Annotated in this window: 9 protein-coding genes and 1 pseudogene; 4 read left to right on the top strand and 6 right to left on the bottom strand. The window is 71.2% G+C overall.

Going from position 1 to position 14099, the window contains the following annotated elements; translation table 11 throughout:
* Positions 1-33: 33 nt before the first annotated feature.
* Positions 34-2097, bottom strand: a complete 2064-nt coding sequence (locus LNW72_RS35580) for a PQQ-dependent sugar dehydrogenase (protein ID WP_250979152.1) — start codon at positions 2095-2097, stop codon at positions 34-36.
* A gap of 338 nt (positions 2098-2435) precedes the next feature.
* Between LNW72_RS35580 and LNW72_RS35575 the strand changes: the two genes are divergently transcribed.
* The 3 genes and pseudogenes from LNW72_RS35575 (at position 2436) to LNW72_RS35565 (ending at position 5311) form a co-directional block, all read left to right on the top strand.
* Entirely contained in the window at positions 2436-3128 is a 693-nt protein-coding gene (locus LNW72_RS35575) for an SMI1/KNR4 family protein (RefSeq protein ID WP_250979151.1), read from the top strand.
* A 124-nt stretch (positions 3129-3252) separates the two neighbouring features.
* Positions 3253-4720: pseudogene (locus LNW72_RS35570) on the top strand (NF041680 family putative transposase).
* Between the two features lie 102 nt (positions 4721-4822).
* The gene (locus LNW72_RS35565; RefSeq protein ID WP_250979149.1) at positions 4823-5311 is read left to right on the top strand and encodes a DUF6882 domain-containing protein; all 489 of its coding nucleotides are present in this window, start codon (positions 4823-4825) and stop codon (positions 5309-5311) included.
* Positions 5312-5367: 56 nt separating this feature from the next.
* On the opposite strand, the gene LNW72_RS35560 is transcribed toward LNW72_RS35565, so the two are convergent.
* The 4 genes from LNW72_RS35560 to LNW72_RS35545 form a co-directional block, all read right to left on the bottom strand.
* Positions 5368-6129: a dienelactone hydrolase family protein gene (locus tag LNW72_RS35560; protein ID WP_250979148.1), complete on the bottom strand. Its 762-nt coding sequence runs from the start codon at positions 6127-6129 to the stop codon at positions 5368-5370.
* 169 nt (positions 6130-6298) lie between these two features.
* A complete protein-coding gene (locus LNW72_RS35555) occupies positions 6299-6931 on the bottom strand; it encodes a hypothetical protein (protein ID WP_250979147.1) in 633 nt (210 codons plus the stop codon).
* Positions 6928-10044, bottom strand: a complete 3117-nt coding sequence (locus tag LNW72_RS35550; protein ID WP_250979146.1) for a DEAD/DEAH box helicase — start codon at positions 10042-10044, stop codon at positions 6928-6930. Before LNW72_RS35550 ends, LNW72_RS35555 begins: the two co-directional genes overlap by 4 nt.
* A gap of 54 nt (positions 10045-10098) precedes the next feature.
* Entirely contained in the window at positions 10099-12027 is a 1929-nt protein-coding gene (locus LNW72_RS35545; RefSeq protein ID WP_374117372.1) for an RICIN domain-containing protein, read from the bottom strand.
* A gap of 244 nt (positions 12028-12271) precedes the next feature.
* Between LNW72_RS35545 and LNW72_RS35540 the strand changes: the two genes are divergently transcribed.
* Positions 12272-13099, top strand: a complete 828-nt coding sequence (locus tag LNW72_RS35540) for an SDR family oxidoreductase (RefSeq protein ID WP_250979145.1) — start codon at positions 12272-12274, stop codon at positions 13097-13099.
* A 190-nt stretch (positions 13100-13289) separates the two neighbouring features.
* Here the strand turns inward: LNW72_RS35540 and LNW72_RS35535 are convergent, their stop codons facing one another.
* Positions 13290-14057 carry a (2Fe-2S)-binding protein gene (locus LNW72_RS35535; protein WP_250979144.1) on the bottom strand — a complete coding sequence of 256 codons (768 nt, stop codon included), beginning with the start codon at positions 14055-14057 and terminating at the stop codon, positions 13290-13292.
* Positions 14058-14099 lie beyond the last annotated feature (42 nt).

Here is a 14099-nt window from a genome sequence, read left to right as displayed (position 1 = left end):
CGGCCCCGGGTTCTGGTTCTGGTTCCGGCTCTGCTACTTCAGCTCGATCTGGAAGACCTTGTCCGCGCCGTCGGCGGCGTTGCCGTTGTTGTCGCAGTTGGTCGTGGAGAGCCACAGCGCGCTCTTGCCGGGGATCTTCTCGACGGTCCGCAGCCGGCCGTACTGGTTGACGTAGTACGCGGCCGGGGTGCCCGCGGTGGTCCCGCTGACCGGGATGCGCCACAGCCGCTGGCCCTTCAGCGCCGCCATGTAGATGGCACCGTCGGAGTAGGCGATGTCACTGGGCGACGCCTGGGCGACCGGCCACTGGGCCTTCGGGTTCGTCATGCCGGAGGTGGAGCACTTGCCCTCGCAGGTGGGCCAGCCGTAGTTGGCGCCCGGGGTGATCAGGTTCAGTTCGTCGTACTGGGAGTTGCCGAACTCGGCCTCCCACAGCCGGCCCTGCGGGTCCCAGGTGATGCCCTGCGGGTTGCGGTGGCCGTAGGAGTAGATGAGCGTCCCGAACGGGTTGCCCGGGGCGGCCTTGCCCGCGGTGGTCATCCGCAGGATCTTGCCGTTGAGGGAGTTCTTGTCCTGCGCGAGGTCCGGGGTCTGGGCCTCGCCCGTGGTGGCGTAGAGGTAGCCGTCGGGGCCGAACTTCAGGCGCCCGCCGTTGTGGTACTTGCTCTTCTTGATGCCGCCGACGAGCTGGGTGTAGCCGCTCAGCGTCGAGCCGTCGTAGGTCATCCGGACGATCCGGTTGCCCTCCGAGGCGGTGTGCATGATGTAGACGTAGTGGTCGCTGCTCCAGTTGGGCGAGACCGCGATACCGAGCAGGCCGCCCTCGCCGTCGGTGGTGACCGCGTTCGGCACGGTGCCGATCTGGGTCCGCGCGCCGGCCTGGGTGAGCTTGAAGACCTTGAACGAGTCGCGTTCGGTGATGAGCGCGGAGCCGTCGGGCAGCCAGCTCATGCCCCACGGGATCGTCCAGCCGGTGGAGACGGTCTTGATGCTGGAGGGGGTCTTGTCGCTGCCGCTGTCGGGCAGGGTCTTCGCCGTGACCTGGTTGCTGGCCGGCGAGACGTTGCCCGCCGCGTCCTTGGCCTTGACGGTGAAGGTGTACGAGGTGTCCGCGGCGAGTCCGGTGACCGTGGCGGTGGTGCCGGTGACGTCGGGGAGGATGACCTCCGTGCCGTTGTAGACGTCGTACCCGGTCACGCCCGTGTCGTCGGTGGCGGCCGTCCACTTGAGCGAGGCGCTGCCGGAGGTCGTCCCGGTGACGGCCAGCCCGCCGGGCGCGGTGGGCGGCGTGGTGTCCGAGCTGGGCGGCGTGGTGACGGTGGCCAGGTTGCTGGCCGGGGAGACGTTGCCCGCGGCGTCCCGTGCGAAGACGGTGAAGCGGTAGGCGGTGTTGGGGGTCAGCCCGGTGACGTTCTTGGTGGTGGCGGTGCCGGCCGCCTCCGCGATCTTGTTGCCGTCGTGGTAGATGTCGTACGCGGTGACGCCCGTGTCGTCCGTCGAGGCGTTCCAGGCGAGCGCGGCGCTGGTCGGCGTCGAGCCGGTGGAGTGCAGGCTGCCCGGGGTGGTGGGGGGCTGGGTGTCGGCGCTGCCGCCGCCGAAGACCTGGAACTCCTGCAGCGAGTAGCCCATCGTGGGCCGGCAGCGCACGGAGCCGGTGGCGCGGACGTAGCGGGCCGTTCCGCTGACCGCGAGGTCGTCGGTGCCGCCGTCGCCCGTGGTGGTGGAGTAGACGCTCTTCCAGGTGGTGCCATCGGTCGAGAACTCGACCTTGTACGACGTGGCGCAGGACAGGTCCCAGACCAGCTTGACCGAGCTGATGGCGGCCGCCGTGCCCAGATCGACCTTGATCCACTGGGGGTCGACATTCTTGACGCTCGCCCAGCGGGTCGCGGTGTCGCCGTCGAACGCGAGCTTCGCGGCGTATCCGGTGCCGCCGTCGGACGACGAGGTGGCGGGCTTGCCCTGGCTGAGCAGCACGGGAGCGGCACTGCCTGTTCCGGCGACGGCCACGAGCAGTCCTGCGGCGGTGGCCGTGACCGCTCCGGTGGCGATCAGGGCTCTCGGGGTGAATCGGCGAGGGGTGGGGGGCCTCGGCATTGCGCGTCCTCCTACGGAATCCGTGCTCGGCCCAGTACTTGATCATGACATGACAAGTCACAGTCGAACTGCGGCGGATGGGCCGAACCTCTACCGCACAGGACGGTAAAGAAACCTTCCAATTGCGTCAATAGATCGGACCAGTTGAGCCCGATTGTTCGATGAACCGAGGGGAGTTCGTTACGCGTGCGGACAGCCCCGATGACACATCGGACCTTCCGGGAGAGCGCTCCCCCAGCCGGCCGGCTGGACGGGGCTTTGAAGACAGGGCCTTAGCTTGTCGTTTAACGTCCTGCCCTCGAACAGGTGGTGTCTGTGCCCGGCCGTAGGGTGCGGGCATGATTGAGACCTTCGACATTCACACGCGGCTATCTGAAGCGTTGCCAAGCCGTGCGGAAGCGTGGCAATTCGTCGCCGACTTCGCGGCTTACTGGCAGCAGCCGCTCCAGCCGGGGGACGGTTGGAGCGTGGCGGAGGTGGAAGCAGCCGAGCGGCGCCTGGGCTTGGTTCTGCCCGCGGCGCTTCGTGAGGCTTACCTGCTTCTCGGGCGCCGGACTGACCTCACCAGCAATCACGACACCCTGCTCAAGCCTGACGAGTTGCATGTCGTCGACGGCGCTCTCGTGTACCGGGTGGAGAATCAGGGCGCCACCTCCTGGGGCGTCCTGCTGTTGGACCTGGACGATGACGATCCTGGCACCGTGATGCGTTCGGATCTCGCCGACAAGTCGCAGGAGCGATGGGATTCCTGGGAGTCGAGCTTGACGGTGGCCTGTGTCGAGATGGTCATGTCCGAGGCGGTGCTGTTCGCGAGCGGGTTCACCGACTTCCTGGACGTGGACGCCGAGGAGGCCGGCGTGGTGGGGCAGTTCCGGAAGCTTCCGGCTGTGGGACGCGACGTGCGATGGTTCGCCGACGCTGATGTCCTGATCCGCGAGCTGGACGGCTTCTGCCTGAATGTCCGGGCCCGGACAGAGGAGGCCCTGGACCAGTTGCGTGAGTCGGTGCCTGGGGACTGGCTGGAAGGCTGATCGTTCGAACGGCACCTGGGGGCTTTGGCAGCGTCACCCGCATGGGGGTTCGCTGGACGCCGGGGCGGCCTTCGCATGATCCTGAACTCAACTACGAGGAACAGGATTCGACGCGGAGGCCGCATTGCCGAGTCTGCTCCACCAGGACGTCCGACAGGACGCGTTCGCGAAACTGTCACGCTTCCGGGGTGAGTTCTACGACTGTCTCCCCAGTCGGAGTGACGCACTGTTCGAGCTGGCGGACGCACTGCTATGCACGGACGGACCGGTCAAGACCCTGGTGGACCTGTCGCTGGCGCCGGAGCACCGGCGCGGACACGGCTCCCTATACGCCGCCCTGAACATCGGTGACGTCGACGTGGACCGGCTGCGACAACTGCTGGCCGGGCTGCCGTTGCCACGGGCGGCCGACGGCCGCTTGGTCCTGGCGGTGGACGTCAGCCCGTGGCTGCGACCGGACGCCGCCACCGCGCCGGACCGCTCGTTCTGCCACACCTACGGGCGCGGTAAGGACGAGCACCGGATGATCCCGGGCTGGCCCTACTCGATCGTCGTCGCCCTGGAGACCGGCAGGACCTCGTGGACTGCACCCCTGGACGCGGTCCGCCTGGAACCCGGCGCCGATGTCTGCGAAGTCACGGTCACCCAGCTCCGCCGGGTCGTGGAGGAACTGGTCGCCGCCGGGCAGTGGCGGCAGGGCGACCCGAAGGTCCTGGTGGTCATGGACGCCGGCTACGAAGCCCCACGGATCGCGCACCTGCTGGCCGACCTGCCTCTGGAGGTCCTGGGGCGGATGCGTTCGGACCGGGTGATGCGCCGGTCGACCCCGCCGCGGGTTTACGTCCCGACCGGCGGTCGGCCGCCCAAGCATGGGACTGAGTTCGTCTTCGGCCAGCCCGACACCTGGGGCCAGGAGCACGCGGCGACCGTCACCGAGACACGCCTCTACGGGAAGGCCACCGCCCGGGCCTGGGACCGACTCCATCCCCGCCTCACGAAGCGGGCGGCCTGGCTCGACCACGACGGCGAACTGCCGCTCATCGAGGGAACCGTCATCCGCCTGGCGGTCGAGAAGCTCCCCAGCGGTGGCGTGAACAAGCCGGTCTGGCTGTGGTGGTCGGGTACCGGCGCCACGAGCGCGGACGTCGACCGCTGCTGGCAGTCGTTCCTGCGCCGTTTCGACATCGAGCACAACTTCCGGTTCTGGAGGCAGACCCTGGGCTGGACGAAGCCGCGTCTGCGCAGTCCCGAGGCCGCCGACCGCTGGACCTGGATCGTCATCGCCGCCCACACTCAGCTCCGCCTCGCCCGATCCTTGGCCGAAGACCTCCGCCGCCCCTGGGAGAAACGGACCGAACCGAATCGGCTCACCCCTGCCCGGGTCCGCCGCGGGTTTCGGAACCTCCGGTCCGCATGCCCATCGCCAGCGCGTGCACCCAAACCAACCCGACCCGGACCAGGACGCCCTCCCGGCTCGAAGAACAGCAGCCCAGCAACCCGCCACGACGTCGGAAAGGTCCTTGCGACCGGCGAACCGCACCAACGACCGGCCCACCATAAGAAAGGGGACCAAGCCCCGACGAACAGGATGAGCAACCAGCAGATCCGGCGGGACGGCCAGGTCGGGGCCCGGCGCCCTGGACCAGCAACCCAGATGGAAGGATCTTGCCGACAGTTCTGCGCGAGGAGGCAAAGTGGACGACCGCTCGAAGCATGACCACTCAGGGTGGGGCGAGGTCGTGCTCGCGGCTCGCGAGCGCGCCCGCGCTCGGCAGGCCCTCATGGTCGAGCGCTTCGGTCTGTCGGGTGATGTGCAGTACCAGTGGTCGATGGACGACGCGCAGATGACGTGGTCGCGCGATGGGAAGGTGTTCCTCACTGGCCGGCTCACGATGATCGGCAGCGTCAGCCTCGCCCAGCAGTCCTGGCTGTGGTCGTGGGCGAACGAGTCACTGCCGCAGGCAGTCCTGGGTGACATCGAGCGGGTCCGGCAGTTCGGCGAGGAGAACGACTACCCCGTCCTGCCGTGGCCAGGCTTCAACTACGACCCCGAACTCGTTGCCGAGGCTCGGATGGTCGCGGCATCCGTGCTCGACGCCGAGGGGCTGTGGGCGGAGTCCACGGACGACGTGCAGCTCCACTTCCTGGTCCACGACTTGGTACTCAGCGCTGAAGGACGGTGACGGGCACCCAGGCGCCAGGGCTGCCGATGCTGGCCGTCGGAGGTTAAACGGCAAGCTTAGGCGGGCCGCGGGAGTTCCGTGGCGAAGAGCTCCTGGACGCGGATCCAGGCGTCGTCCGCGGCCTCCTTGCGGTACGAGTCCCGGACGTCGCAGAAGAACCCGTGCGCGATCCCGGGGTAGACGGTCATCTCGTGCCGGACGCCGGCCTCCGCCAGCCGGGCGGCGATGGCAGCGCGGTCCGCGGCGGGCACGGCGTGGTCCTCGTCGCCGACGAAGAAGGCCAGCCGGCCGCCGTGCTCGGCGATGCCCTCGGTGAGCCCGAGGGTCGGCTCCGGGCGGCCGAGTCCGATGTCCGAACCGGCGAGCCAGCCGGCGTAGAAGACCGCGGTCGCGGCGAGATCGAACTGCGTGGCGGCCAGATAGGCGAGATGGCCGCCGAAGCTGAAGCCGATCATCCCGACGGACGGGGCACCGGGTTCCGCGCCCCGCAGATGGTCCACGGCCGCGCGGATGTCCTCGACGGCCTCCTCGCGGGTGAGCCCGCCGCTGAGTTCGAGCCCCTTGCGGCGGCCGTCCGGGTCGTCGGTGAAGTCGATGCCCGTGCCGGCCCGGTGGTAGAAGTCCGGAACGATGACGGTGTAGCCGAGACGGGCGATCCGCTCCGCGACATCACGGATGTGCGCGGTGAGCCCGAAGATCTCGAAGGCGACGACCACGCCCGGATAGCTGCCGGGGGCCTGTGGCCGGACCAGGTGGGCGGCCATGGAGCCGTCGCCGGACGGGATGGTGATGTTTTCCTTGACGATCTCGAATGCCATGATCGAAGCCTAGAACGGGCACTCGGATCCCGACCAATAGCCGCAGTCGCAGCGGGACATCGGATATCCGATCCCAGCGGGGCCGGTCGCGACGGCCCGCCTGCTCGCCGCACCTCAGGGCCACCTCGGGGCCACCTCGGGGCCACCTCGGGGCCACCTCAGGGCCGGGTCACCAGCCGGTGAACGCCTCGTAGGCCGGCCCCAGCACCTCGGTCAGATTGCGGCCGCGGACGGTGATCGCCGGCCGGCCGAGCAGCAGCAGCGCCGAGTCCGCCGGCTCACGCCGCGGTACGGCGGGGGGCAGCTCCTTCAGCAGTTCCTCGCGGGTGCGCCCGCGCCAGGTCAGGACCAGATACGGATCGGCGTCGAACGCGTCGGCCAGGCTCCGCAGCACCGCGCTGAGATGGGCGCAGGGCAGCGCCCAGTCGGGGCACGAGCACTCCATCGCGAGATCCTGGGTCCGCGCCGGGAAGAGCCGGAGGCCGGCCCTGGCGAACAGGTCCTCCGCGTCGGGAGCCAGTTCGTTGTCGAGCAGCCGCGCCCGGCAGTCGGGGTCGGCGCCGACGGCCCGCGCCGCGCGGGTCCACTGCGCCGGAGTGAACTCCGTCAGCCCGATCCGCACGTCGTAGCGCGCCTGCCCTTCCCTGATCCGGGCCGTCACGGCGCCGGCCGCCACCTCCAGCCCGGTCACCCCGGCGGCGGGCGGGCCCGGCGGCACGGTCGCACCGATGGACTCCAACCGGTCGGCGAACCGCTGGGACCAGGAACGCGCCCTGCCGGGAAGCCCCGGCCGCGCCGTCATTCGCTCACCGCGTCGGCGCCGAGACCGACCAGGTCGTACAGCGCGTCGGTCGACAGCTCCGTCAGCCAGTTCTCGCCGGAGCCGACGGCGGCCCTGGCCACGGTCCGCTTCGCCTCGATCATCGCGTCGATGCGTTCCTCCACGGTGCCCACGCACACGAACTTGCGGACCTGGACGTCACGGCGCTGTCCGATCCGGAACGCCCGGTCGGTGGCCTGCTCCTCGACCGCCGGGTTCCACCACCGGTCGACATGGATGACCTGGTTGGCGGCGGTCAGATTGAGCCCGGTGCCGCCGGCCTTGAGGGAGAGCAGGAACACCGAGGGGCCGTCCGGGTCCTGGAAGCGTTCGATCATCTCGTCGCGGGCCCGCTGGGGCACCCCGCCGTGCAGGAACAGGACGTCGGTGTCCAGCCGCTCGGCCAGGTGCCCCTGCAGCAGCGAACCGAACTCGGCGAACTGCGTGAAGCACAGCGTCTTGTCGCCCTCGGAGAGTGCCTCCTCCAGCGTCTCCTCCAGCCGGGCGACCTTCCCCGAGCGCCCCGCCAGTGGTGAGCCGTCGTGCGCGAACTGCGCGGGGTGGTTGCACACCTGCTTGAGCTTGCCGAGCGACGCCAGCACCAGGCCCTTGCGTTCGATGCCGCGGCTCTCCTTGATCTGCTCCAGCAGATCGGTCACGACCGCCTGGTACAGCGCCGCCTGTTCCGCGGTGAGATTGCACAGCACCGTCATCTCCTGCTTGGCGGGCAGGTCCCGTGCGATGGCCGGATCGCTCTTCAGCCGCCGCAGGACGAACGGCCGGGTGCGCTGCTGCAGCGCCTGCGCGGCGGCCTCGCTGCCGTCGCGCTCGATGGGGACGGCGTACCGCTCCTTGAAGCGGATCGCGGAACCGAACAGGCCGGGGTTGGCGAAGTCCAGGATGGCGTGCAGTTCGGCCAGCCGGTTCTCCACCGGGGTGCCGGTGAGGGCGATGCGGTGGTCGGCGGTCAGTTCGCGGACCGCCCGGTACTGACGGGTGGCGGAGTTCTTGACGTGCTGCGCCTCGTCGATGATGACGCGCCGCCAGGCGGTCTGTGTGAGCGCCTCGGTGTCGCGCTGCACCAGCCCGTACGTGGTGATCACCAGGTCGGCGCCGGCGACCGCTTCCCGCAGCTCGGCGCCGGACAGCCGGCCGGCCCCGTGGTGGACGTAGACCCGCAGCATCGGGGCGAACCTGGCGGTCTCGCGCCGCCAATTGCCGACCAGCGACATCGGGCAGACCAGCAGCGTCGGCCGGATCCCGGCCGGGTGATCCGTCCGATCCGCGTGCTCCGCGTGCTCCACCTGCTCCGCGTGCTCGACCGCGAGGAGCGCCAGTGCCTGGGCGGTCTTGCCGAGCCCCATGTCGTCGGCGAGGACGGCGCCGAGCCCCAGCTCCGACAGGAACTTGAGCCAGGCCAGCCCCCGTTCCTGGTACGGGCGCAGCGTCGCGCCGAATCCGGCGGGCACCGCCACCGGGCGCAGCCGCTGGTCGGCGCGGCCGGAGAGCAGGTCGCCGAGCCGGCCGTCGGCGCTGACGGCGGCGACGGGCAGGCCGCCCGCCGTGGCGTCCGGGTCGAGCGCGATCCGCAGGATCCGCCCGGAGTCCGTGGCGCCGCTGCCGTCGCGTTCCAGGAAGGCGAGAGCGGCGGCGATCGTGTCCGGGTCGACCTCGGTCCACTGGCCCCGGATCCGGATCAGCGGCTGCTTGGCGGCGGCCAGCTCGGCGAGCTCCGCGGGGGTCAGCGGCTGGTCGCCGAGCGCGGCCTGCCAGCGGAACGCGACGATGGCGTCCTGGTCGGCCAGGCTGCCGATGTCCACGGCTCCGGGCTGCGGGGTGCGCGCGGTCAGGGTCATGCCGAGCTTCTGGGGGCGCTGCCACCAGGTGGGGAGCAGGACGCCGAAACCCGCGTCGGCCAGTGCGGGAGCGGCGTCCCGGAGGAAGCCGAGGGCTCCGGTCCGGTCCAGTGCCAGCCCGGCGGGCCGGTTGCCGCGCAGCGCGCGCCGCACCTCGGGGTAGGCGCGGCCGGCCCGGTCGAGGCCGGACAACAGCGCCTCCTGGGGGCGGGCGGTCTTGCGTTCCAGGGCGCTGAGCGCGGGACCCTCGCTCCAGACGTCGTCGGCGTGGACCATGAGCGACGGCTCGTCGGTGGCCTGCAGCAGGAAGTCCAGCCGCCAGTTGTCGTCGGAGGGGTGACCGCGCGGGTCGGCGGGGTCCGGGCCCACCGGTTCCACCAGCCGGAAGCAGACGCGCAGCGGGCCGTGGACGGGCGGCTCCGACCGGTGCCAGGCCGTGAGCCGCTCCTCCAGTTCCGCCAGCTCGTCGGGGTCGGCGCCCTCCACGCGGCCGGTCGGCGAGGTGAGGGCCCGCAGCCACAGCTCGGTGGCCGTCGTGGCGGGGCGCCGGCCGCGCGCGGTGCTCAGCAGTTCGGGTTCGTCGTCGAGGACCGCGCGGGCCTCACGGTCGGTGAGGACGTCGAGCAGGTCGGTGAGGATCGTGGCGGCGGCACGGCCGTCGGGCCGGCCGTCGTGGTGCTCGGCGCGGCACTCCTGCGGCGCGGCGGCGGCGAGCTCGCCGGCCTCCTGCCAGCCGGCGTCGTCGCGGACCGGGCGCCAGCGGGCGTACGGCGTGCCGGCCTCGCTGACCAGCACGGGCAGCAGCCTGCCCCGTCCGACCGTGCGCCAGGCCAGGTCGTGGGCGGCGATCAGCCAGCGCAGCGCGGCACCGTAGGGCGCCTCGGGCAGTCCCGCGGTCGACAGCTCGCCCAGCAGCAGTGCGGCCTCCGCGGGCTCGAAGAGCAGCGAGGGGACGGTCCACGGTGCGACGGGCACGCCCCTGACGGCGGTGGGACCGCCGAGTTCCGGCGAGGCCTGCGGTGCGCCGTCGCGGGTGGGCAGCAGCAGACCGGTCGGGCCTTCATGGGCCCGGCCAGCGAGCCAGCCGAGCGCGGGCCCGCCGTCGCCGAGCAGCTCGGCGACGGCGGATCCGGGGACGGCGTACGGGTGGCCCGGCGCGGGGACGGGCGGCTGCCGGGAGTCCTCGGCCCACAGGGCGAGCCGCTGATCCGCTCTCCACAGTGCGTGCAGAGCGAACACGGTGCGGCCTCTTCCTGCTGGGCGTGTGCTGACACCCGGAAGCCTACGTGCAGGTCAGCCGGTGGGAACGGTCCACTGCTGGTTGGCACCGCCGGCGCAGTCCCAGATCTGCAGCCGGGTCCCGTTGGCGGAGCTCATCCCGGTGGCGTCCAGGCATCTGCCGGACACCGGATTGACCAGTGTTCCGCCGCTGCCGGGCTGCCACTGCTGGGCGCCGGTGCCGTTACAGTCGTACAGCTGGGCCTTGGTGCCGTTGGCGGTGCCGCCGGCGGCCAGGTCCAGGCACTTGCCGAGCGCCTTGTAGGTGCCGGCGGAGGCGGTCCACTGCTGGGCGGCGCTGCCGTTGCAGTCGTAGAGCTGGACGGCGGTGCCGTTGGCGCTGCTGCCCGCGGCGACGTCCGCGCACTTGCCGCCGAAGCCGGTGATCGGTCCGGTGGAACCGCCGCCGCCGTTGCCGGGGGTCCCGGTCCAGGTGAAGGTCGCCGAGGCGCCGGCGGGCAGGGTGTACGCGAAGGACTGGTTGCCCCAGTTGACGCGGACGGGCTGGGCACTGCCGGTGTCGTTGTACGCGATGAGCGCCTTCGAGCCGTCCGGGTTGCGCCAGGCGACGTTGGGCACCGAGGTGTTGGCGGTCGAGGCGATCCGGTAGGCGCCGGGCTTCACGAACTTGGTGAGGTGGCCCATCGTGTAGTACTCGACGGTGTAGTCGACCTGTCCGCTGCGGCTGTCGCCGTTGTGCACGGTGACCAGGCCGGTGCAGGTGCCGCAGCCGCCGTTGTGCGGTCCCATGTTCTGGTCGACGGCCAGACTCCACTTGACCCAGCTCTGGCCCCAGTTGCGGGTGTAGTCGATCAGGTTGTGCATGTCCTCCTTCTGCTGGTCGGCGATCCAGGTGCCGCCGGAGTGCTCGGTGTCGAAGGCCTTCACGGTGGGGTACCTGTTGTGGACGGTGGTCTGCTGGGCGACGTCGCCGCCGTAGCCGTGCCAGGCCATGCCGCCGAAGTTCGGGTCGTTGCGGATCGCCGCGTCGTCGAGGGTCGGGGCCGCGAAGGCGTCGTACTGGTCCCAGTTCCAGTCCAGGGCCAGCACCTTGGTGGAGAGCCCGGCGGTGTGCAGGGCGGGCAGCAGGTTGTTCTTGGTGAAGGACGCCAGACCGGAGCCGTTCCACTGCATGGACGGATAGCCCCCGCAGCAGGTGGGCTCGTTCTGCGCCGAGATGTAGTCCACCGGTACACCGGCCGCCTGGTAGGCCTGCAGGTACTTCGCGAAGTACTGGGCGTAGGCGCCGTAGTACTGCGCCTGCAGCCAGCCCAGGCTCATGCTGCCGTTGTCCTTCATCCAGGCCGGCGCGCTCCAGGGCACGCCCATCACCTTGACGGCTGGGTTGAGCTGGCGGGCCTGCTTGGTCAGGGGCAGGACGTCGGCCAGGTCGTGGGCTATGGAGAAGTGCGCGAGGCTCGCGTCGGTCTGCCCGCTGGGCATGTCGTCGAAGGTGTAGTTGCTGCGCGCCAGGTCGGAGGCGCCCATGGGGTTGCGCAGGAAGTCGATGCCGATGCCGTTGACCGGGTCGAAGAGCTTCTTCATCACCGCGTCGCGGGTGGCGGCGCTGAGCGCTCCGCTGGAGTTCATCAGCCAGGCGGCGGTGTCGGTGAACGACGCGCCCGCGCCCTCGAACTGCTGGTAGCGGGTGTTCTCGTCGACGGTGACGGACTGGCCGGAACCGCTGCCTGCGGTGAAGGCGATCGGCTCCTGCTGTTCGAGCCCCTTGACGACGTTGCGGCCGCCCGCGTCGGAAGTGGTGGTCAGCCACACCTGGACGCTCTCGCCCGCCGCGTGCGCGGTGAGCGGGGTGGCCAGCATCGGGGTGACGACGGCGACGGCCGCTGCCAGCAGTCCGGTGACGGCGCGGCGGAGTCCGGTGCGGTGGAGTCCGGTGCGGTGAAAGCTGGTACTGCCCGTGTGGGGACGGGTGAGTGAGCGCATGGGTCCGGTTGCCTTTCTACGGCACTTGCCCTGGTGCGTGACTTAATTCAGACCTTGATTTACTGCTTAGTTCGAGGCGTGAGTTAACTCGTGCGATTTGGGCGCGTCAAGACTTCGCGCAGGAACGGCCGCTTCCGTGGCGCGGACGGCGCGAGGACCGCGCGCGGCCGCCACGAAGAGCGGACGCCACGAAGAGACGAAGCCGGCGCTTTCGAACTGACGTACCGTCATGAGACGGTGCCCCATGACCACATCGACGACGATTTCCCCGCTGCACGGCAGGACCGCTCTCGTCACCGGCGCTTCCCGGGGCATCGGCCTGGCCGTCGCGCACGCCCTGGCCGGGGCGGGCGCCGCGGTCCTCCTCACCGCCCGCGACCCGGAAGGGCTGCGCGCCGCCGTCCTGGAGATACACGCGCTAGGCGGCCGGGCCACCGGCCTGGCCGGATCGGTGGGCGATCCCGCGCACCTGGAGGCGTGTGTCGATCTCGCGGTCGAGGAGCTAGGCGGGGTGGACATCCTGGTCAACAATGCCGGCACCAACACCCCCTTCGGCCCGCTCGTCGACGTCGACCCGGACGCCTGGCGGCACGCCTTCGCCGTCAATGTGGACGGGCCCCTGCGGCTGGTCCAGTGCGCGTGGCGGGCCTGGATGCGCGAGCACGGCGGCACGGTGGTGAACATCTGCACCGAGGGCGCCCACGGCGTCGGCCCCAACATCGGCGCCTACGGCACCAGCAAGGCCGCCCTGCTCCACCTCACCCGCCAGCTCGCCGGCGAACTCGCCCCGACCGTCCGGGTCAACGCGGTCTCCCCCGGCCTGGTCCGCACGGAGATGGCCCGTTTCGTCTGGGAGGGCGCCGAGCCGCAGATCGCCGCCGGGCTGCCCATGGGCCGGATCGGCGAACCGGACGACGTCGCGCGCGCCGTCCTGTGGCTGGTCTCCGACGACGCCGGCTGGGTCACCGGAACGGATCTGGTGATCGACGGCGGCACCCGCGTCCGCGGCGCGCGCACCGGCGCCGGCGCCGCGTACACCGTCCACGAGCGGCTGCGCACGCACGGCGGCTGATCTCCGACGGCTCATCCGGCGGCCGCTGACCGGCCGGTGGCTGACGTGTCGGCGGCCGACCTGCGCGCGGCTGACGTGTCGGCGGCGGGCGTGCCTGCGGCTGAACTGCTTGGAGGCTGACCCGCCGGCGGCTGACCTGCCGGCGCCCGGCCGTGGCGGGCTGTGGCAGGCCGTGGCAGGCCGTGCCCGGTCAGCGCAGGACGCAGTCCCCGCACAGTCCGCCGCCCGGGACCCGGTAGTAGAGGCAGCAACTGCGGCGTACGAAGCTGACGTCCGCGGTGTCCAGCGTTCCGGTTCCGTTCAGTGGCGGCTCCTGGAGGAGCCGCGCGGTGAGGTCCAGGGCGCTGCGCGCCTCCGCCGCCCGGCCCCGTGCAATGCACCAGGTGTGCAGCACCCGAAGGGAACCGGCCAGCGCGGAGCCGGCGTTCCCCCACAACAGCCCGCCGGAGACCGGGCAGGCCTCGCGGGTCGCGCGGTGCAGCGGGACCAGGTGGCCGGCCAGCACCGTTCCGGCCAGTTGAGCGGCGAGGTCGCCTGAGTCGGGAAGGGCCGACGGGTGCGGCAGCCAGAGGTCGTTCGGGGCACTGAGCGCCGGGTTCCACCACAGCCGGTCGGCGGCCAGATCGGGGACCCGGCCCGCCAGGACGGCCGCGCCCAGGGCCACCGACCACAGCCGGGCGGCCAGCCCCTGGAAGGCGAGGGAGGCGCCCACCCGGAGCTCCGGAGTGCCCAGCCGCCCGGCGACGTCCGCCGCCCGCTCACGGAGGGGATGCGGCGCGGGTGCGCTGTCCGTTCCTCCTACCCCGACCGTGGCGTAGAGGTCGGCGAGCGGCCGGTAGCCGTGCGCGCGGGGGCCGTCGTCCGTACTGCTTCCGCCGTCCCCACCGGTCTCCCCGAGCCCGGTCCTGACGGCGAAGAACGGCCCCACTTCCGCGACATCCCGCAGCGTCCTGTCCATGAACCGATCATGACGTACCCGCCGCACCGCGAACCGACCGGA

The organism is Streptomyces sp. RKAG293, assembly GCF_023701745.1.
Taxonomy (GTDB): Bacteria; Actinomycetota; Actinomycetes; order Streptomycetales; family Streptomycetaceae; genus Actinacidiphila.
Note: the sequence above shows the minus strand (reverse complement) of the source record. Positions and strands in the feature narration are given on the sequence as shown.

Bases quoted from the DNA above. Each gene is read 5' to 3' on its own strand.
- LNW72_RS35580 (WP_250979152.1), bottom strand. From the start codon at position 2,097: ATGCCGAGGCCCCCCACCCCTCGCCGATTCACCCCGAGAGCCCTGATC.
- LNW72_RS35575 (WP_250979151.1), top strand. From the start codon at position 2,436: ATGATTGAGACCTTCGACATTCACACGCGGCTATCTGAAGCGTTGCCA.
- LNW72_RS35560 (WP_250979148.1), bottom strand. From the start codon at position 6,129: ATGGCATTCGAGATCGTCAAGGAAAACATCACCATCCCGTCCGGCGAC.
- LNW72_RS35555 (WP_250979147.1), bottom strand. From the start codon at position 6,931: ATGACGGCGCGGCCGGGGCTTCCCGGCAGGGCGCGTTCCTGGTCCCAG.
- LNW72_RS35545 (WP_374117372.1), bottom strand. From the start codon at position 12,027: ATGCGCTCACTCACCCGTCCCCACACGGGCAGTACCAGCTTTCACCGC.
- LNW72_RS35540 (WP_250979145.1), top strand. From the start codon at position 12,272: ATGACCACATCGACGACGATTTCCCCGCTGCACGGCAGGACCGCTCTC.
- LNW72_RS35535 (WP_250979144.1), bottom strand. From the start codon at position 14,057: ATGGACAGGACGCTGCGGGATGTCGCGGAAGTGGGGCCGTTCTTCGCC.